Genomic DNA, 19,318 nt, shown 5'->3' on the forward strand with positions numbered 1-19,318 from the left:
GCACGGATCGTTCTGACCTCTGTGGAGGGACCGGCGTTGGACGTGCAGACCGGCAGCCCGCCGAGCACCGCGCTCTTCCACCACGGGCCCGGCGGGGACCCGCGGACCGGCCCCATGCAGAACCTCACCCGCTACTTATCTGCGGCGATGTACCTCGACAAGGGCATGTGCGACGCGGTCCTCAAGGAGTACGTGTACGAGTCGTACCGCGCGGTCGTCCCGTCCCACGGGTTCGACCTCGAACCGGTCATCAGGCATGCGCGTCAGGCCCGCCGGATGCGCATCGTCCGCGACGTCCTCATCGTCGGGCTCTGGCCGGCGCTGCTGACCCTGTCGCCCCTCTACGTGCTCTTTCACCTGGGAGTGCTGGGCTATCTGACCGCGCTGTTCCGCGTCCCGTGGCGGCGCCTGTCGTGGCGGGCGCGGATCGGGCTCGCCGTCGTCGTGCCCGCGCTCATCCTCGTCGCCGGACTGGCCCTGACCGCCGCCGCGCTCCAGCCGGGGGCGTCCGCGTCGGCGGGCGAATGGCTGGGCTTCCTGGTGGGCGGCCTCATCATCCTCGCGTTCGCCTCGGCCATGACGTCCGGGCTGTTCGCGGTCGTGGTCATCGGGCATCTGACGATCGTCCTGCGGCGGCTCGCCCGGAACCTCGGGCCGGGCGCGCGCGGCCCCGGGCCGGACGTCGGCGGCAGCGCCCGGTTCGGGCACGCGCTGGCGCACGTCCGGGCGTCCCAGGGCGGCAACATCACCCTCTACGCGGGCGACAACCCGTTCATCGGCGCCGGGCATCCGCACTCGCCGGACGCGAGGATCTGGTCGGTCGCCGTCGAACTGGACAGGAAGGCGGCGAACCCGCTCGGCACGCCCGCGCCGTCCGGCGCGGATGCGCGGCCCGCGATCGTCGATCCCGTGGTGATGCACGACCGCATCCGCGCCAAGCTCCATGAGATGCGGGACGAGCCGCCGCAGCACGGCGGCCACGGGCAGCGGTCGGCCGGCGACGACGGTGAGCGGCCGCTACCGCCCAACGAGCGCATCAACGGGCTCGTCACCGGCTGGCATGTCGTGGCGCGCGGCCGATGCGTCCAGCACCAGCGCCCGGTGGACGACTTCACCCCCGGCCACTACTCCGGCCACCCGCTCGTCGACCCGCATGGGCGCGTGCCCTTCTCGACGGCGTCCCAGGCGGCCGTCGAGGCGGCCGTCCGGCATCCGCAGGGCGGAATCCGCTGCTTCCAGCGCGTGTCGATCGGCGCGCAGGGCCAGTCGATCAGGACCCCGGACGGCGGCGTCGTCGCCCCGGCGGAGGACCAGGACGCCGTGATGTCGGCGTTCGTCCACCTGGCCGTCGAAGGACGGATGCTGTACGGGATGTTCGCCGCGACCGTGCTGCCGCCCGTCCACCCCGTCTTCAAGGTCGTGGACGAGCTGCCCGGCTGGAGCGGCGGGAAGGTGCTGTGGAGGGCGTTCCGCATCGGCCTCCCCAGCGTGTTCGTCGCGCCGCTGCTCGCCCCATCACGGCTTGCCGCCGCCTTGTGGCGGATCGCGCGGGAGACGTTCACCGCCGAGACGGCGCCCGATCCGGCGACCGAGTTCGCCCACGACTACGGGTCCCGGATCAGCGTCCGCGAGCTGGCGGCGAACGCCGACTTCGAGGATTTCGTCCAGGAGCTCGACGTCGACAAGTACACGCGGCTCGTCGAACGCCGCGTCAACGAGGCGCTGCTCGACTACCTGGGCGACGAGTGCGGCATCGACGTGTCCGCGTACCGGACGCAGGCCGGAGTCATCATGAACGAGGGCGTCATCATGACCGGCGGGACCGTGCACGGTCAGGTCGCCGCCGGGCAGCGCGTCCAGCAGCGGCAGAGCGGCACCGGCGGCGGCACCGGCGGTGGTGGACGCGGCGGCCGCATCAACCCGTGACCGAAGCGGAGGACGGCATGACCGAGCACGGTGACCGGGGCATCAGCATCGGCGGCAACGCCAATGTCTCCGGGCAGGTCGCCGCGGGCGACAGCGTGACCCAGAACCAGCAGATCAACGCCGCCGGGACGGCGCGGGAAGCGGCGGAGGCGTTCGCCCGCGTCGAGCGGCTGCTGGACGACCATGGCGCGGACGTTCCCGAACTCGGCCGGGCCCGGCGGGATCTCGCCGACGTCCAGGAAGAGGCGGAGAGCGAAGATCCGGATCCCGAGCGCATGGAAGGGGCCCTCGAACGCCTCGGACGGCGGGTCGGCGGCGTCGCGGTGCTGGCGGACGCCGTCCGGCAGCTCGGCGCCGCCGTGGGCGTCGGAGGCTGACCGCCGCCGACCGCTGCTTTTGGAGGCTGACCGGGGCTAGATGTCGTCGGCGGTGCGGGCGGGGAGGCCGGCCTGCTGGGCGATCGGCGTCCAGTAGCCGATGAACTCGTTCTTGGCGTCGCTGGCACGCTGGTTGACGTCGATGACCTCGCTGTCGGACGGGCAGCCGGGCGCGACGTCCAGGTAGCGCCGATTCGACTCGGAGGACGCCTCCAGCGCGCGGACCAGCGCGTCCTTCATCTGCTCGCCGTTGTCGAGGGCGGTCACGTCCAGGGCGCGGGCCTTCTCCAGCTGCGCGCGGCGGGCGTCCAGGATGCGTTGCAGGCCGCTCCGCTGGCAGCCGCCGACCACCACCGAGCCGAGGTCGGACCGGGTCGTGCCCATCTCGGCCAGCAGGGCGTCGACCGCCTTGGCCTGCCCGTCGAGGTCGCCGCTCGGCGTCCCGCTCTCGGGGACGACGTCCTGGGTCTGCTGCGCGGACGGTCCGCCGCCGCCGCTCGCGGGATCGGCGGACGTGCCCGACCCGCTCGGCCAGAACACGATGCCGAGCGCGAGCCCGAGGAGGAGGACGACGCCCGCCGCCACCAGGAAGTACGGCACCCTGCTCGTCTTCGGCGGCGCGGGCGGCTGCCAGATCGCGGGCTCGGACGACGACGGCCCGACCGGCGGCACGGCCCACGGCTCGGGCGAGAGCAGCGTCGACGTCTCATCGGACGACGGCGGCATCGGCGTCGTGTACTCGGGCGGCGGCGAGCTGGGTGGCGCGCTGGGCGGCGGCTGGCCGGGAGGCAGCTGGTCGGACGGCCCCTGGGCCTCCCACAGGACGGGGCCCTGCGGCGACGACGTCCACGGAGGCGCCGGGGGCTCGTCGGGAGTCGTCGCGTCACCGCCCGGAGGCGTCGCGCTGAGCGGCGCGTTGCAGCGTGTGCACCGGGGCAACGCCGACGTGGTGTCGCTTCCGCAGCCCGGACACCGCATGAGGGCCCCCTACCCATCGAATTCGACGGTGCCAAGATACTTGCGCGGTCACCGGTCGGGAACCGTCAGTATGAAGGTCGCAACCGGGTCGTGACCGGCCGTCACACCCTGCGCCAGCTCCGCAGCGGCTGGCCGGTCTTCTTCGCGACCGGGTTCCACAGGACGACGAACCGCTTCTTCGCCGCCGTCGCGCGCTGCTCGCTGGCCGCGCGTCCGGGAACCTGCGCGGCGCTCGGACGGGGCTTGCCGCGGCAGTTCGCCTGGTTCTGCTGCGCCCACCGCAGCAGGACCTGGTCGACCTGGAGCGACGCCGTCAGCGCCTGCGTCAGCGACCTGCGGAGACGCTCGCCGTTCGCGAGCCTGTCCACCTGGAGGTCGCGGGTGCGGGCCAGCTGGTTCTGGCGGTGCTGCGCGACCGTCTGGAAACCCTGGATGGCCTGCGGCAGCGTCTCGCACTTGCCGGCCCTGCCGAGCGCCCCGGCGAGGACGCGGCGCGTGCCGACGCTGTCGTTCAGCACCGCGTTCATCGCGGCGGCCTGCTCCTTCGTCGCCGCCGGGATCGGGTTCTTCTCCGCGACCTGCTTGTTGGACGGCGTTGGACTCGGGTCGCTGGGGGTGGCCGAGTCGTCCCCGGACGGCCACGCCACGAACACGATGGACCCCACCGCGACCGTGACCAGCGCGGCGACGGCGGCGATGAGCGGCTTGCTCGGCCCGCCGCCGCCCGGACGGCCGTCCCCCTGACCTGGCGGGTAACCGCCGTACGCGGGGCCGCCCGGACCGCCCTGCCCCATCGGCCCCATCTGCACGCCGCCGCTCTGGCCCATGTGCGGCGCGCCCATGGGAGGGGTGCCCATGTGGGGCGGGCCCATTTGAGGCGGGCCCAGCTGGGACGCGGGGTCCATCCGCGTCTGGCCGGGGTTGGCGCCGAAGCCCATCGGGGTCGGTTGCGCGCCGGGCATGCCGGGATTCATCGTCCCGGGGTTGGGCGCGTACTGGGTCGCGTCGGCGTCCAGCATCGTGGGCGGCTGCCCGCCGACCACCTGCGTCGCGTCCGCCTCCGCCTCCGCCGGGTCGGGCTTGCGCGGCCGCGCGAACCACGAGTCCGGGACGATCGGCTCATTGCGTTCTGGCAGCGGCTCCATCCCGAACGCGCTGGGTGCAGGGCCCGACGGACCGAACGCGTTGGGCGACGACTCGGACGGACCGGCGGCGGGCGGCGCGGGCGGGCTCGCCGACCAGGCGGGCGGCGCGGGCGCGTCGAAACCGCCGGAGGGATCGTCGTCCTCGTCGGGAACGAACGTCCAGGCCGCGGTGTCCTCGGGGTCGACGGGCGGCAGCGACCCGGCCTGCCCCACCGGCGCCGGCGGTGTCGAGGGCGTCGACGGCGTTGACGGCTCCACCGAAAGTTGAAGCGGCGGCGGCGCGGCGGCCGGGGGCTCGGGCGCCGTCCGCTGCGCCGACTGGGGCGGCTGGGTGGGCTGCGACTGGACGGGCTGCGGCTGCGCCGGCATGGCGAGGTCGGGTGTCACGGGCGGTGGCTCGCTCGGGGCCCAGGACGGTGTGGGCGGCGGCACCATCATCGTCCGCTCCCCGAACATGTCGGCCGTCCCGGCCGCAGGAGCCGCCGGGGCTGCCGGAGCGTCCGCGGGCGGTGCCGACAGGGGGACGACGGGGCCGACCGAGTACACGTCGATCGGCGCCTCACAGTGCGAACACTTGCCGAGCGTCCCGGGCGTGTCATTACCGCACGTCGGACACTGCATCGCTCAGACCTCGCCTTTTAGCCGCTTTGCCCACGCCTGCGAACGGATCCGCCGTCGCGGCGGGCGTCGCGTCCCCGCGAACCAGCAGGGCTCCCGACAAAAGTAGTGGGTGACGCCGTTCTCGGACGCGTGGTTGGCAATCTGGCGCACCGCAGTCGGAGGACGCACCGAATCACGACATGTCGGCACAGGTCAAGATTGTCCGGATTGGTTTACCGGCTCCGCTGTGATGATGGTCACATCATGCGCGGCCGCGTCCGGGCAGGCCCCGTAACCCGGGCGGCGAGCCCTGTCCGGTGCGCGCAGCGGCTAGGCTCGGAGCGGTTTCCCGGCGCATCCAGGAGAAGACGGAGTCCATGAGCGATCTTCCGCTGCGTTCGCAGCTGGCCGTCGCGCTCGGTCGTACGGCCGCCAAGATGTCCCGAATGGCGGGCCGCGGGGACGGCTCGGTGATCGGCGGGAAGGTCGGCCTCCGCCTCGACCCGGAGCTGCTGACCAGGCTCGCCAAGGACCGCAAGCTCGTCCTCGTCAGCGCCACCAACGGCAAGACGACGACGACCCGGCTGATCACCTCGGCGATGACGCCGCTGGGGGAGGTCGCCACCAACGCGTTCGGCGCGAACATGCCGACCGGCCACGTGTCCGCGCTCGCGGCGGCGCCGACGGCCCGCTACGGCGTGCTGGAGTGCGACGAGAAGTACGTCCCGATGGTCCTGCGGGAGACGGGCGCCAACATCGTCGCGCTGATGAACCTCAGCCGCGACCAGATGGACCGTGCCGCCGAGATCTGGTTGCTCGCCGGCAAGTGGCGCCGCGCGCTGGAGGCGTCCCCGCAGAGCCACGTCATCGCGAACTGCGACGACCCGCTCGTCACCTGGGGCGCGTCCACCGCGAAGAGCGTCACCTGGGTCGCCGCGGGCCAGCACTGGCGCGAGGACTCCTGGTGCTGCCCCGAATGCGGCGGCCCCCTCGACCGGCAGGACACCGACGAGGACAGCGACTGGGCCTGCCGCCAGTGCCAGTTCCGCCGCCCCCGCCCCGACTGGACGCTGCAGGGCGACCTCGTCACCGCGCCGGACGGCCGGACGTTCGGGCTCACCGACCTGTCCCTGCCCGGCCGCGCGAACCGCTCCAACGCCCTGATCGCGCTCGCGGTCGTCGCGCAGTTCGGCGTCCCGCCCGAGCAGGCGCTCCCGCTGCTGTCGCAGGTCACGTCCGTCGCGGGCCGCTACACCACGGTCGAGCACGAGGGCCGCTCGATCCGGCTGCTGCTGTCGAAGAACCCGGCCGGCTGGCTGGAGGCGTTCGACGTCCTGCAGCCCGCGCCCGGCCCGGTCGCGCTGTCGATCAACGCGCAGGGCCCGGACGGGCGCGACACGTCCTGGCTCTGGGACGTCGACTACCGCATCCTGCGGGGCCGTCCCGTCTGGGTCACCGGCGAGCGCCGCGTCGACCTCGCCGCCCGGCTGGAGGCCGCCGAGGTCTCGTTCACCGTCGTGGACGACATCGACCAGGCGGTGATGGCCGTCCCGCCGGGGCACCTCGACGTGATCGCCAACTACACCGCCTTCCAGTCCATCCGAACGAGGTACGGCCGTGTCGTCTGACCGAATCAAGATCGTCTGGATCTACCCGGACCTGCTCAGCACCTACGGCGACCAGGGGAACACGATCGTCCTGGAGCGCCGCGCCGCGCTGCGCGGCATCCCGACCGAGACGGTCAACCTCCGCTCGGACGAGCCCGTCCCCGCCGACGGCGACATCTACCTGCTCGGCGGCGGCGAGGACCGGCCGCAGATCCTCGCGGCGCAGCGCCTCGCGGGCGACGGCGGCCTCGCGCGGGCCGTCCAGTCCGGCGCGGTCGTCTTCGGCGTCTGCGCGGGCTACCAGCTCCTCGGCCACGAGTTCGGCGGCGAGGAGGGCCAGCCCGTCGCGGGCCTCGGCATCCTCGACATCCGTTCCGGACGCGGCGAGCAGCGCGCCGTCGGCGAGATCGTCGGGGACGTCGCGGGCGAGCTGGGCGTGCCGCGCATCACCGGTTTCGAGAACCACCAGGGCGTCACGCAGCTCGGCCCCAACGCCCGCCCGTTCGCGAAGGTCCTCCACGGGACCGGCAACGGCGACGGGTTCGAGGGCGCCTACAGCGGGCGCGTCCTCGGCACCTACATGCACGGGCCGGCGCTCGTCCGGAACCCGGGCCTCGCCGACCTGCTCCTGCGCTGGGCGGCCGGCCGCGACCTCCAGCCGCTGGACGACTCCTGGGCCGGCCGCCTCCGCGAGGAACGCCTCAACGCCGTCGCCGGCGGCTGATCCGCGCGCGCTTCATTCGGCGTCCGGCCGGCCGACCGGTCGCTCGCGAGCCGAGCGTGAGCGATGAGTTCGGGAGGTCGCGCGAGTCGTCACTCACACACCGAGTGAGGAGATGCTCATGGACTTTCCGCAGGGCGACGTACGCCTGCTCCAGACCGATGTCGCGCAGCGCCTGCTGCGCTCGACGATCCCGGCCCGCCTCGCCTACAACGCGACCGACGGGACGCCCCGCGTGATGTCGACGTGGTTCACCTGGACGGGCGACGAGCTGGTGATGGCGACGTACCTCTACTGCCCGCCGATGGGCATGCTGCGTCCGGCGCGCCGGGTGAAGGCCCTGCGCGAACGTCCCGACGTCGCCGTCACGATCGACACCGAGCCGCAGCCCCCGGAGGTCCTCCTGTTGCGCGGCCGCGTGTCGATCACCGAGGTGGACGGGATGGTGCCCGAGCAGGCGGAGTCGGCCCGCCGCTTCCTGGGCGAGGAGGGCGGCGCGGCCTACGTGGCCGGGGCCGAGCACCCCGAGACGCGCATGGCCCGCATCGCCCTGCGCCCCACCTGGGTGGGCGTCCTGGACTTCCAGACCCGGCTGCCCGACATCATGACCACCTGACGCGAAGCCGCCGCCCCCGCCGCCCGGCCGTTCCCGCCGTCCCCGGCGGTGGTCAGCCTTGCTGCTGCCAGGCGGCGAGGCCCTTTCGCAGGTCGTCCGCGTTCATCACCGGCTCGATCTCGATCTTCGCGCCCAGCTCCTGGAAGAGCGGCTCCCCGATGGTCGGCAGCATGGAGCTGTCCTGCATGTCGAAGACGAAGGTGCAGCAGCGTTCGCCCCGGTTGGGGCCGAAGTAGGCGGCCTCCGGATTGAGGCGTGCCATCAGCGACTCCACGACCTCCGCCAGCTTGCCGTTGGTGATCGCCTCGCTCGCCGTTGCGGCGTCCAGATGTGCTCTGAGCATGACTCTCATCGCGTTGCCCCCGTGCGGGCCGGGCCGAGCGCGGCACGTCCGCGCTCGCCGGAACCCGGCGCCGTTCCGGGTGAGTCCTCCCCGTGTGCGCCAGGCAAAACATCACCGGCCCATGCCGCGGGCGGACGGAGTAGTAGCAGGTCAGACACGCTCCGATGCCGCCTGTGTGTAGTGTCCGGCGTACGGAACGCGACCAGAGGGGTTCCTCTACGACTTCGTATTTGTTTTCATATACGGAGCTCCCCAGCAAGGCGCGCTTACCGAGGAGGCGCATCCGGATGCCCCGTCCCCCCGAACCCCCGCCCACCGGACCGGACACCGCCGAACACGACGCCGTGATCCAGCGGCACAAGCGCGTCGTGCTCGGCGCGGCGGCGGTCACCATCGTCGTCTTCATGGCGTTCCCGATCCTGGCCTCGTTCACCGGCGTCCTCGGCAGCGTCGCGGGCGGGGTCGGCGCCGGTTACGCCGCCGGCCTCGCCGTGATCCTGCTGCCCCTCGCCGGCGCGGTCGCCTACCGCCGCTGGACGTCCCGGATCGAGGACGGTGAGCGGCGGTGAACGGCACGGCCGTCGCGATCGTCGGCGCGCTGATCGCGGTCACGCTGGCGCTGACGACCTACGCGTCCCGGCGGAACAAGAGCACCGCGGAGCACTACGTCGCGGGCGGACGGATCGGCGGCCTCCAGAACGGGCTGGCGCTCGCCGGAGACCAGCTGTCCGCCGCGTCCTTCCTCGGCATCACCGGCGCGGTCGCGCTGACCGGGTTCGAGGGCTTCTACCTGGCCGTGGGCGTCCCCGCCGCCTACCTGCTGATGATGCTCGTGATCGCCGAGCCGCTGCGCAACCTCGGCCGGTACACCCTCGCCGACGCCGTCGCGGCGCGCTTCGACGGCCGCGGGCTGCGCGCCTCGATGGCGGTGGCGAGCCTGGTGATCAGCGTCATCTACATGGTGATCCAGTTCGTCGGGGCGGGGCTGCTCGCGCAGCTCCTGCTCGGCGTGGACTTCCCGGCCGCGGTGATCGTCATCGGCGCGCTGATGACCGTCTACACGATCCTCGGCGGGATGGTCGGCACGACGTACATCCAGGTGTTCAAGGCCGCCGTGCTGATCGTCACCGCGCTGGCGCTGCTGGTGCTCGTCGTGGCCGACAGCGGCGGCGACCCGCTCGGACCCATGCGGGACGCCGCCGACCGCTTCGGCGACGGGGTGATCGCGCCGCAGCAGGGCGGCCTCACCGCGTCGCTGGACACGGTGTCGCTGACGATGGGCCTGCTGCTCGGCATGATGGGCCTGCCGCACGTGATGGTGCGGTTCCTCACCGTCCGGGACGGCCGGGCGGCCCGCGACTCCGCCCAGGTCGCGATGTGGATCTTCGCCGCGTTCTTCGCGGCGCTGCCGATCTTCGGGTACGCGGCCCTGAACGAGGTGGGCAAGGCGTCCATCGTCGCCGACAACAAGGCCGGCAACCTCGCCGCGCCCCGCCTCGCCGAGGCCGTCGGCGGGAACCTGCTGTTCTCCATCGTCGCGGCGGTCGTGATGGTGACGATCCTGGCGGTGCTCGCTGGCCTGGCGATCGCCACGTCCGGCGCGATCGCCCACGACCTCTACACCGTCGCGCTCAAGCGCGGGGACGTCCCGCCCCAGCGGCAGCTCCTGGTCGGACGGTTCGCGGGGGCGGGCATCGCGATCGTCGCCATCCTGATCGCCCTGTGGGCCAAGACGCTCAACATCGCGTTCCTCGGCAACGTGGCCTTCGCCGTCGCCGCGAGCACGACGATGCCGGTCCTGGTCCTGACCATCTACTGGCGGCGCTTCAACCGGACCGGCGCGGTCGCGGGGCTGCTCGGCGGGCTGGCGGCGTCCATCGGGCTGGTGCTGGTCGGCCCGGACGTCATGGGCGACGCGCACCTGTTCCCGCTGACCATCCCGGCGCTGGTGTCGGTGCCGTTCGGGTTCCTGTGCGCCTGGGCGGGCAGCCTCGCAGGTCGCGGCAACCCCGACGCCGCGGGCCATCCGTACGACGAGCTGGCCAGACGCGCGTTCCCGGTGGGCGGACGGAGCCGTCCCGTCAGCGAGGCCCCTGTCTGACCGCTGGGGCGGGAGGCGGTCTCGCCCGCGGTTTGTAAGATCGCGAAATGAGCGTCGACCTGTTCGCGGGGATCCCGGTGGCCGACTACGCGGCCGCCCTGGCCTGGTACGAGCGGCTGCTGGGCTCCCGCCGACGTTCGTCGCGAGCGACACCGAGGCCGTGTGGGAACTCGCGGAGCACCGGTCGCTGGCCGTCGAGCACCGGCCCGAGCACGCCGGCCACGCCATGGTCACGGTCTTCGTCGGCGACTTCGACGCCCGCGTCGCGCGGATCGCCGACCGGGGGCTCGAACCCGCCGAGCGGGAGACCTACCCCAACGGCGTGCGCAAGGCGATCTACCGCGACCCCGAGGGCAACGAGATCGGGTTCGGCGGCGCGCCCGTGCAGGCCGGCTGATCAGCCGGCGGCGTCCCGCGGGGCGGCCGGCCGGTTGACCTGCTCCCTGGACGATCCGGAGACCTGGGCGTAGCCGGTGACGACGGCCTCCAGCGCGGCGGGGTCGATCACGTCCTCCAGGCGGGTGAAGCCGCCGGGGGCGCGGCGCTCGACCTCGTCGATCACGTTCTCCGGCCCGCCCTTCCGGTTGCGGAGCACCACCTCGGCGGTGATCGGCAGGCGTTCGTCCTGGTACGCCCTCAGCGCCTCGGCGGGGTCGGCGGCGTGCCGGGCCAGGTGCTCGCTGAGGCTGACGGCGTCCATGATGGCCTGGCCCGCGCCGTTGGAGCCCATCGGGTACATCGGGTGGGCCGCGTCGCCGAGCAGGGTCACGCGTCCTCGCGTCCAGTGGGGCAGGGGGTCGCGGTCGCACATGGGCAGCTCGTAGCAGTCCCGCGTGGACGTGACGAGCCCGGCGTGGTCGACGAGCGGCGTCCGGAAACGGGCCGCGTGCCGGCCGAGCAGGGACGGGTCGGCGCGGCGGGACCAGTCCTGGCGCTGCGGCGGCGGGTCGCCGGGCCGCCCGGTCCGCAGGCAGATCGCCCAGTTGGTGAGCCGCGTGCCGGGACGCTCTCCCGGCGCGATGGGATAGACGACCAGCTTGGCGTCGGTGCCGCCCGCGATGACCACCGAGCCGCCGGTGCCGAACTCCGGCCAGTCGGTGGCTCCCCGCCACATCATCACGCCGTTCCAGCGGGGCGGCCCCTCGTCCGGAAAGAGAATGGAGCGGACGGTCGAGTGGATTCCGTCGGCGGCCACCAGCACGTCGCCGTCCGCGGAAGCTCGCGGGTCCCCGGCGCGGTCGGTGAAGTGGGCGCGGACGCCTTCGGCGTCCTGCTCGAAGGCGGTCAGCCGGTGCCCCGTCCGGACCGCGCCGGGGCCGAGCCGCTCGCGCACCGCCCGCAGCAGGACGCCCTGGAGCCGCCCGCGATGCACGCTGAGCTGCGGATAGTCGAACCCCGCGTACCTGCCGCAGGGCCTGCGCGTGATCTCCTGCCCCAGCCGGTGGGCGTAGATGAGTTCGCGGGCCTGGATTCCCTCGTCCTCCAGCCGGTCGAGGAGCCCCACCCCGGCCAGTTCCCGCACCGCGTTGGGCAGCGTGTTGACCCCGACGCCCAGCTCGCGGATCTGCTCGCTCTGCTCGTAGATCTCGCAGCCGATGCCCGCGCGGTGCAGCCGCAATGCCGTGATCAGCCCACCGATTCCCGCGCCCACGATGACGACCTTCATGGCACTCCCGCCCGACCGGATTTCGGCTCTATCAGCCAAGTGCGCCCGCCTTCTCCCGGCAAGAGATGCCATTAGGGAAATGGTATGGGCATTTGATATGTGCATTGCGAGCCTTTATAAGGCTACGCTCCATCAGGTCGGCGTTGTCAAGCGCCGGCGGAACGGGGGGCAACCGGTTCACCGCAGCCTACGGGAAGGATCCGGAGTTGTTCCCAACCAGATTGATCGCCGCTGTTCTCGGCGGCATTGTCGCGCTCGTACTGGTCGGTGCTCCCAGCGCTGCCGCCGCCCCGCGGCGGACGGCCGCGCAGACGACGATCTACTACGACTCGACCCGAGCGGCCGAGCTCGCCCCCCTTGTCGATGAGGCGGCCGAGATCTGGAACACGCGAGTCACGAGCGTCAAGCTGGTGAAAGGGCCGGCCGGCATCACCGTGACCACCGCCCAGAACGGATCGGCCCCCGGGACGGCCAGCTGCGTCGGCTGCACCCGCGGGCAGATCTACTTCTACCGCAACCAGATCCAGTCGTCCGGCGCGGCGCCGCTGCGCGTGATCGTCCACGAGTTCGGGCACATCCTCAGCCTGCAGCACCCGCCGGACATCGGGAACTGCGACAAGGTGATGGCCGGCGGACGGTGTGAGAACGCCATTCCCAGCGCCGAGGAGATCGCGGCCGTCGAGCGTTTCTGGGCACGCGGCCAGCGTCCCGCCAAACCCGCCCCCCACCCCGCCGAAGAGCGCGAAATCTTCGGAGCTCCCGCCCTTGTGACCAGGTAACCGGTCACATCTTCCAGCACACGTGGCCGGGCCAGGGCAGAAAATCGCCCTGCCCGGCCACGCACGCGCTGAGGTGGAGCACCGTGGGGCCAGGTTCCTTGAAAGGCGCCGCGAACGTCTTCGTTGAAGGCGAACGAACCGTGGTCTTATCTGCCGATCGCCATTTTCGCGTGCTGATGTCGAACCACTGGACCCGGTATGTGCCCGGGGCGAGGGCGACGTCGATGTGGGGCGACTTCTCGGGCTGCAGGATCACGTACTCGCGTCCCGGACTTGCGAGCGCGTACCGGGTGGACGTGAGGTCGCCGCGCGGCTCCATTGCGAGAAGGTCCATCCGGCGTGCCTGAAGCGCGGCATCACCCTGGGCGTACCTGGCCGGTTCGAGGAAATCGAAGGCGGGATCGGGACGGGCCGGATCGCCGATGCCGCAGTCGAGCTGGCTTGAGTTCAGGCCGCGGGTGAACGACTTCCAGGCCCAGACGGCGTCGACGGCGCACGGCGCGTAATGGTCGGTGTCGGAGACGACGACCTTGGCCCCGGTCGCGGCGGGCGGGTCATGGAGGTAGTGGCCCGCGGCCGGAAAGCCCGGCATGATCCAGTCCGCGGGCGACGCGAACAGCCAGTCGTCGTTTCCGTCCGGCCAGATGGCGGACATGCCGACGGGGTGAGCGGAGAAACGCCTCGCGGCCTCGTACCGCTTCACATATCTGATCACGTCGTACTGCCAGGAGACCGAACCGTGCCACGATTCGTTGGCCACCTCGTACAGGACGTTGTCGAGGTCGCCGACGGTGTCGATCACCTTGCCGACATAGGCGCGCTGAAGCGCCAGGACGGCCCGCGGAACGGAATCGGACTGGTAGTCCCGGATCGAGTCGACGTCGATCCCGTTGACGTTGTTCCGGCCGTCGAACGGGTGCCCGGCCGTGATCGTCGCGGTGTCGCACATATGCGCGCAGAAGCCCTCGAAGAGCATGACGGAGACGTACATCCCGCGCTCGCGCGCCTTGACGACACGCGTCCGGAGGCGGTCGAAGTACGCCTGGTCGAAGGTGGAGAGGTCGAACTTCGGTCCACCGTCGTAGGCCTTGCCGGCGCCCGTCCGGGGCCACGGCTGAGGTGACACGCAGTAGGGGCCCGCGGTGTCGAGGTCCGGCGGCAGCCTGAATTTGAAATGCTCCCATCGCCAGGCGCGGATGAAGTTCAGCCGGCGGGATTTCAGGAAATCCAGGTACGCGGTCCAGTCGAATTCGGGTCCGGGACGGTCGCAGCCGCGGAAGCCCGCTCCGTCCTGCACGTTGTTCCACAGATTCGTCCCCGCGAGATAGACGGGCCTCTCCCGCCCGCCCCTCTTGACGGAGAAGTAGCGCGGGTTCACGGACGAAACGGCCAGCGGCCCGGCGGCAGCGCCGCCGGGATCGGGCGTTTCGGCTCGCGCGTCCGATGTGATGCCGCTGAAGCAGGAGACGGCGAGAACGGAAAGCGCGGCGATCCGGACGCGACGCCCGGCCACCACCTCTCGAATGGACTTCATCGGCCTCTTCTCTCGAATTCTCTCGAAGCAGCGCCGCCCGAGAACAGACTGGCCTCCGGGCTCCGGCCGCGACACCGACGAAAGTCGTGATGACCCGCCGCAGCGGGGCAGAATGGAGGGGTGGGGCAGGTGCATTCCGTGCTGGTGCGGGTGGGGACGGAGCGGTGCGCGTCGGTGGTCCGGCCGGCCGCGCCGTGGCTGCGTCCCTACGTCGCGGGGTACGGAGGCTTTCGCGCAGGGGCGACGGCGGACGTGGAGTCCCGCAGGGTGCTGCCGCTGAATCTGGTGACGCTGATCGTCGACTTCGAGGGATGCGGCTCGCTGGCCTTCGGGGCGCGGGCCGCCCCGGAAGTGCGCGAGGAAGCGGGCTGGCGGCGTGGGGTCACGATCGGGCTGACGCCCGCGGGGGCGCGGGCCGTCCTCGGCGTTCCGATGCGTGTGCTGACCGGGGCGACCGGCCCACTGGACGACCTCCTCGGACGCCGCGCCGACGAACTGGCGGAGCGGCTGGTCGCGGCACCCGGCTGGGGCGCGAGGTTCGCCGTCCTGGACGAACTGCTCACCCGATGGCTGCGTCCCGAAACGGGGCCGGACGACGAGGCGGGGCGCGGCTGGTGGCGCCTTCAGGAGACGGCGGGCCGGATCAAGATCGGGCAGCTGGCCGCCGACCTGGACGTCGGCCGCAGGCGGCTGGAGAGCGGCTTCCGGCGGGAGATCGGGCTGAGCCCGAAGACGGTGGCGCGCGTCGCGCGGTTCCAGCGGGCGGCGCAGGTGCTCAGCGCGCCGGCGGGCACGTTCGGCGCGGCGGCCGCCTGCGGGTTCGCCGACCAGCCGCATTTCAACCGCGAAGTGCGGGCGATGGCGGGGGTCACCCCGGGGGAGCTGCGCGCATTTCTTCAATACGCGGACCGGCTGAGCGACTAGCGTTCGGAGCCATGACGCTCAACGGGAAGAGCGCCCTGGTCACGGGCGGTTCACGCGGCATCGGGAAGGCGATCGTCCGGCGGCTCGCGCGGGACGGCGCACGGGTCATCTTCAGCTACCGGGAGAACAAAGACGCCGCCGACGCGCTCGCACGGGAGGTCGCGGGCGCGGTCGCCATCCGCGCCGATCAAGAGGATCTGGCGAGCCTGGACGCCCTGTTCCAGCACGTCGAAGACGGGCTGGACATTCTCGTCAACAATGCCGCCGTCAACCCGCCGACCGCCATTCGCGACGTCACCCCGGAACTGTTCGACCAGGTGATGACGGTGAACGCGAAGTATCCGCTGCTGGCGATGCGCCGGGCCGAGCCGCTGCTGCGCGACGGCGGACGCGTCGTCAACGTCTCGACGCTGAACACCGTCCTGCCGATGCCGGGCCTGGCGCTGTACTCGGCGAGCAAGGCCGCGCTGGAGCAGTTCACCGCGGTCGCCGCCCGCGAGTTCGGCGCGCGGGACATCACGGTCAACACCGTCTCGCCGGGCGCGACGGAGACCGACCTGCTGCGCGGCACCAACCCGCCCGAAGCCCTGGAGCAGACGACGGCGTTCACGGCGCTGGGACGGCTGGGCACGCCCGAGGACATCGCCGACGTGGTCGCGTTCCTCGCCGGGCCGGACGGACGCTGGATCACGGGCCAGAACATCCGCGCCACAGGCGGTCTCGTCCTCTAGGCAGCCTCTAGGGCGATCTCTAGGCGGTGTCCGACCTGGACCGAGATGTCACGTCGGCGAGGGCTATGTCGTCCTTGGCGTATGAGCATGGCAGCTGACACGGGGGCCGGGTCGTGAACGAGCTCGCGCAGGCCTTCGAGATGGAACGGCCGCGGCTGGTCCGCGTCGCGTACGCGACGCTCGGATCGCTGGCCGAGGCCGAGGACTGCGTCCAGGAGGCGTGGCTGCGGCTGCGCGGCCTGGACGACCCGGGGGAGATCCGCGATCTCCGCGCCTGGCTCGTCCGGACCGTCGGGCGGCTGGCGCTGGACGCGCTCGGCAGCGCGCGGGCCCGCCGGGAGCGCTACGTCGGGACGTGGCTGCCCGAACCCCTGGTCGGGGACGCCGCGCCCACCGCCGACCCGGCCGACCGGGTCACGATGGACGAGCAGGTCAGCATGGCCATGCTCGTCGTCATGGAGAGCCTGTCGCCCGCTGAGCGGACGGCGTTCCTGCTGCACGACGTGTTCGGGCTGCCGTTCGACGAGGTCGCGGAGGTCGTCGGACGGTCGACGGTGGCGGTGCGGCAGCTCGCGTCCCGGGCCCGGCGGCACGTGGCGGAGGGCCGGCCGCGCTTCCCGCCCGCGCCGGACGAGCAGCGGGCGCTGGTCACGGCGTTCCTGTCCGCCTGCCAGAACGGCGACCTCGACGGGCTCATGGACGTCCTGGCGCCCGAGGTCGTGCTCCGCGGCGACGGCGGCGGCAAGGTCAGCACGGTGCCGCGCGTCCTCCGCGGCGCGGACGAGGTGGCCGCGGCGATGCTCGCCTTCAGCGGCGCCCCGATCGCCGGGCTGCGGGTGGCCACGGTCAACGGATCGCCGGGGGTCGTCGCGCGCGGGATCGACGGCAACCTGTCCGTGGCGGCGATCACCGTCGACGCCGGACGGATCGTCGCGATCGACGTCGTCCGCAACCCCGACAAGCTCACCACCGTCCAGGAGCCGCACGCCGGCTGACCCTGCCCACCCGGCCCACGCTGCTCCACCGGTGATCCCGCACGCCCGCGTTCAACTACTGAGAGTAATCAACTGTGAGGGAAAAGTCATGACACTTACGGAGGAAACGCCGACCGAGGCGGTGCGCCCGCCCGCGGGGGTCTTCGCCCGCGTCGCCGGATTCGCTCATCGGCGGCGCTGGCTCGTCCTGGTGCTCTGGGTCGCCGTCCTCGCCGGGGTCTGGGGCGCCGCGTCGGTGACCGGCACCGACTACCGCAACGACTACTCGCTGCCCGGCACCGAGTCCCAGGAGGCCGCCGACCTGCTGGCCGAGCACGGTCTCGGCCGGGCGGGCGACACGATGCAGATCGTCCTGAGCAGCGACGCCGGGCTGAACGACCCCGCCACCAGGCGGCAGGTCGAGGCGATGCTGGCCGAGGTCGCCGCGGTCCCGAAGATCGCAGAGGTGCGCAGCCCGTACGCCGACCCGTCCGCCATCGCGCCCGGCGGCCGGATCGGCTACGCCACGGCGGTGCTGGAGATCCCGTCCAAGCAGATGACCAAGCCCGACAGCGAGCTGGTGTACGAGGCGGCGGCGAAGGCGTCGCGCGACGGGCTCCAGGTCGAGCTGGGCGGCGAGGCCGCGCGGCTGCTCGCCGCGAGCGAGGGCGGGGCGGCCGAGGGCGTCGGGCTGCTCGCCGCGATGGTCGTCCTGGTCCTGATGTTCGGCACGTTCATCGCCGCCGGGCTGCCGATCATGACCGCGGTGTTCGCCGTCGGGTCGACGCTCGGCGCGATCGTGCTGGCGTCGCACGTGTTCACGATCGCCGAATGGACGCCGTACGTGATGATCCTCGTCGGGCTCGGCGTCGGCATCGACTACGCGCTGCTCGTCTTCGCCCGGTATCGGGGCGAGCTGGTGAAGGGCACCCCGCCGGGCCAGGCGGCCGTCGCCGCGCTGGACGTCGCGGGCCGGACGGTGTTCTTCGCGGGCTGCACCGTGATCCTCGCACTGCTCGGGCTGGTGGCGCTCGGCCTCGGGTCGCTGCAGGGCATGGCGCTGTCGGTGGCATTGACGGTGCTGGTGACGATGCTCGCGTCCCTCACCCTGCTGCCCGCGCTGCTCGGCGTGTTCGGGAAGCGGTTCGCGCGCCAGTTCACCGAGCGGGCCGCGCGGCGGGCCGCCAAGGGCAAGGCGGAGGAGGGTGCGCTGTGGCGGCGCGTCGGCGTCCTGGTGCAGCGGCGTCCGATGGCGGCGCTGCTGGTGGCCGGCGTGCTGCTGGGGGCGCTCGCCGTCCCGGCGCTGGGCATGCGGTTCGGGTTCGCGGACGCCGGCAACGACCCGCGCGACACGACGAGCCGCGAAGCCTACGACCTGCTGTCGCAGGGGTTCGGGCCCGGATTCAACGGGCCGCTCCTGCTGGTGGTGCAGGGCGGCGAGGGAGGCCCCGCGCAGGCGGGCGCGGCGGTCTCGCAGGCGCTCCGGGACGTCGGCGGCGTCAAGGCCGCGGGCGCGCCGGTCGCCGCGCCGGACGGGCGGATCGCCACCATGCTCGTCTTCCCTGCCTCGTCCCCGCAGGCGGAGGAGACGACCGAGCTCGTCTCGGCGCTCCGCGACGACGTCCTGCCCGGGGTGTCGGCGCAGACCGGCGCGAACGTGCTCGTCGGCGGGGCGACCGCCGCGGCCGAGGACTACTCGGCGAAGGTCGCGGACCGCATGCCGCTGTTCATGGCGATCGTCGTCGGGCTGTCGGTCGTCCTGCTGATGGCGGTGTTCCGGTCCGTGCTGATCCCGCTGAAGGCGGCGCTGCTGAACCTGCTGAGCATCGGCGCGGCGCTCGGCGCGATGAAGCTGGTCTTCCAGGACGGGCGGTTCGGCGCCGACGCCGCGCCGATCGAGGCGTACCTGCCGGTGATGGTGTTCGCGATCGTGTTCGGGCTGTCCATGGACTACGAGATCTTCCTGGTGTCCCGGATGCGGGAGGAATGGCTCCGGACCGGGGACGCGGCGCACGCCGTCCGCGAGGGGCTGGCCCACACCGGGTCGGTGATCACCGCGGCCGGGGCGATCATGGTCGTCGTGTTCGGCGCGTTCATGCTCAGCCCCGAGCGGCTGCTGCAGCAGACCGGCTTCGGGATGGCCGTGGCCGTCTTCGTGGACGCCGTGATCATCCGCTGCCTGATCGTGCCGGCGGTGATGCGGCTGCTCGGCCGGCACGCCTGGTGGTTCCCGCGCCCACTGGACCGCCTGCTGCCCAACGTCCAGGTCGAGAAGGCCTGACAGAACGGGCACACG

At 72.3% G+C, this 19,318-nt stretch carries 18 protein-coding genes; 13 read left to right on the plus strand and 5 right to left on the minus strand.

Features of this window, described 5'->3' with window-relative positions; translation table 11 throughout:
- Positions 1 to 36: 36 nt before the first annotated feature.
- Both ACH35V_RS33280 and ACH35V_RS33285 read left to right on the plus strand, forming a co-directional pair.
- A complete protein-coding gene (locus ACH35V_RS33280; RefSeq protein ID WP_395978623.1) occupies positions 37 to 1,926 on the plus strand; it encodes a hypothetical protein in 1,890 nt (629 codons plus the stop codon).
- Between the two features lie 17 nt (positions 1,927 to 1,943).
- The gene (locus ACH35V_RS33285) at positions 1,944 to 2,303 is read left to right on the plus strand and encodes a DUF5955 family protein (protein WP_395978625.1); all 360 of its coding nucleotides are present in this window, start codon (positions 1,944 to 1,946) and stop codon (positions 2,301 to 2,303) included.
- Between the two features lie 36 nt (positions 2,304 to 2,339).
- Here the strand turns inward: ACH35V_RS33285 and ACH35V_RS33290 are convergent, their stop codons facing one another.
- Positions 2,340 to 3,242: a hypothetical protein gene (locus ACH35V_RS33290; protein ID WP_395978627.1), complete on the minus strand. Its 903-nt coding sequence runs from the start codon at positions 3,240 to 3,242 to the stop codon at positions 2,340 to 2,342.
- Between the two features lie 140 nt (positions 3,243 to 3,382).
- Complete coding sequence (locus ACH35V_RS33295) at positions 3,383 to 5,047, minus strand: hypothetical protein (RefSeq protein WP_395978629.1); 1,665 nt, start codon at positions 5,045 to 5,047, stop codon at positions 3,383 to 3,385.
- 356 nt (positions 5,048 to 5,403) lie between these two features.
- On the opposite strand from ACH35V_RS33295, the gene ACH35V_RS33300 reads away from it, so the two are divergent.
- From ACH35V_RS33300 to ACH35V_RS33310, 3 genes are all read left to right on the plus strand, one after another.
- Positions 5,404 to 6,654, plus strand: a complete 1,251-nt coding sequence (locus ACH35V_RS33300) for a MurT ligase domain-containing protein (protein WP_395978631.1) — start codon at positions 5,404 to 5,406, stop codon at positions 6,652 to 6,654.
- A complete protein-coding gene (locus ACH35V_RS33305; protein ID WP_395978633.1) occupies positions 6,644 to 7,357 on the plus strand; it encodes a type 1 glutamine amidotransferase in 714 nt (237 codons plus the stop codon). Before ACH35V_RS33300 ends, ACH35V_RS33305 begins: the two co-directional genes overlap by 11 nt.
- A gap of 118 nt (positions 7,358 to 7,475) precedes the next feature.
- Entirely contained in the window at positions 7,476 to 7,970 is a 495-nt protein-coding gene (locus tag ACH35V_RS33310; RefSeq protein WP_395978635.1) for a pyridoxamine 5'-phosphate oxidase, read from the plus strand.
- Positions 7,971 to 8,022: 52 nt separating this feature from the next.
- On the opposite strand, the gene ACH35V_RS33315 is transcribed toward ACH35V_RS33310, so the two are convergent.
- Positions 8,023 to 8,313, minus strand: a complete 291-nt coding sequence (locus ACH35V_RS33315) for a hypothetical protein (protein WP_395978637.1) — start codon at positions 8,311 to 8,313, stop codon at positions 8,023 to 8,025.
- 287 nt (positions 8,314 to 8,600) lie between these two features.
- Between ACH35V_RS33315 and ACH35V_RS33320 the strand changes: the two genes are divergently transcribed.
- The 3 genes from ACH35V_RS33320 to ACH35V_RS33330 all read left to right on the plus strand — a co-directional run bounded on the left by ACH35V_RS33320 (position 8,601) and on the right by ACH35V_RS33330 (position 10,811).
- Complete coding sequence (locus ACH35V_RS33320) at positions 8,601 to 8,882, plus strand: DUF485 domain-containing protein (protein ID WP_395978639.1); 282 nt, start codon at positions 8,601 to 8,603, stop codon at positions 8,880 to 8,882.
- On the plus strand, positions 8,879 to 10,414 hold the full coding sequence (locus ACH35V_RS33325) for a cation acetate symporter (protein ID WP_395978641.1): 1,536 nt from the start codon (positions 8,879 to 8,881) through the stop codon (positions 10,412 to 10,414). The genes ACH35V_RS33320 and ACH35V_RS33325 overlap by 4 nt, the downstream gene beginning before the upstream one ends.
- Positions 10,415 to 10,574: 160 nt before the next feature.
- Positions 10,575 to 10,811 carry a VOC family protein gene (locus ACH35V_RS33330; protein ID WP_395978643.1) on the plus strand — a complete coding sequence of 79 codons (237 nt, stop codon included), beginning with the start codon at positions 10,575 to 10,577 and terminating at the stop codon, positions 10,809 to 10,811.
- Here ACH35V_RS33330 and ACH35V_RS33335 read toward each other — a convergent pair whose 3' ends face one another.
- Positions 10,812 to 12,080 (minus strand): flavin-dependent oxidoreductase, encoded by a 1,269-nt coding sequence (locus ACH35V_RS33335; RefSeq protein ID WP_395978645.1) that lies wholly within the window; start codon positions 12,078 to 12,080, stop codon positions 10,812 to 10,814. It lies immediately after the preceding gene.
- 206 nt (positions 12,081 to 12,286) lie between these two features.
- Here ACH35V_RS33335 and ACH35V_RS33340 point away from each other — a divergent pair, with 206 nt between their 5' ends.
- The gene (locus ACH35V_RS33340; protein ID WP_395978647.1) at positions 12,287 to 12,859 is read left to right on the plus strand and encodes a snapalysin family zinc-dependent metalloprotease; all 573 of its coding nucleotides are present in this window, start codon (positions 12,287 to 12,289) and stop codon (positions 12,857 to 12,859) included.
- 4 nt (positions 12,860 to 12,863) lie between these two features.
- On the opposite strand, the gene ACH35V_RS33345 is transcribed toward ACH35V_RS33340, so the two are convergent.
- Positions 12,864 to 14,393 carry a DUF6298 domain-containing protein gene (locus tag ACH35V_RS33345; RefSeq protein WP_395978649.1) on the minus strand — a complete coding sequence of 510 codons (1,530 nt, stop codon included), beginning with the start codon at positions 14,391 to 14,393 and terminating at the stop codon, positions 12,864 to 12,866.
- Positions 14,394 to 14,513: 120 nt separating this feature from the next.
- Between ACH35V_RS33345 and ACH35V_RS33350 the strand changes: the two genes are divergently transcribed.
- The 4 genes from ACH35V_RS33350 (at position 14,514) to ACH35V_RS33365 (ending at position 19,303) form a co-directional block, all read left to right on the plus strand.
- Complete coding sequence (locus ACH35V_RS33350; protein WP_395978651.1) at positions 14,514 to 15,317, plus strand: helix-turn-helix domain-containing protein; 804 nt, start codon at positions 14,514 to 14,516, stop codon at positions 15,315 to 15,317.
- 11 nt (positions 15,318 to 15,328) lie between these two features.
- Positions 15,329 to 16,048 (plus strand): SDR family oxidoreductase, encoded by a 720-nt coding sequence (locus ACH35V_RS33355; RefSeq protein WP_395978653.1) that lies wholly within the window; start codon positions 15,329 to 15,331, stop codon positions 16,046 to 16,048.
- 113 nt (positions 16,049 to 16,161) lie between these two features.
- Positions 16,162 to 17,043 (plus strand): RNA polymerase sigma factor SigJ, encoded by an 882-nt coding sequence (gene sigJ / locus ACH35V_RS33360; protein ID WP_395978655.1) that lies wholly within the window; start codon positions 16,162 to 16,164, stop codon positions 17,041 to 17,043.
- Between the two features lie 88 nt (positions 17,044 to 17,131).
- Positions 17,132 to 19,303: an MMPL family transporter gene (locus ACH35V_RS33365; RefSeq protein ID WP_395978657.1), complete on the plus strand. Its 2,172-nt coding sequence runs from the start codon at positions 17,132 to 17,134 to the stop codon at positions 19,301 to 19,303.
- Positions 19,304 to 19,318: the final 15 nt, after the last annotated feature.

It is taken from the genome of Actinomadura sp. 1N219, assembly GCF_044326405.1.
In the GTDB taxonomy this organism is placed as follows: domain Bacteria; phylum Actinomycetota; class Actinomycetes; order Streptosporangiales; family Streptosporangiaceae; genus Spirillospora.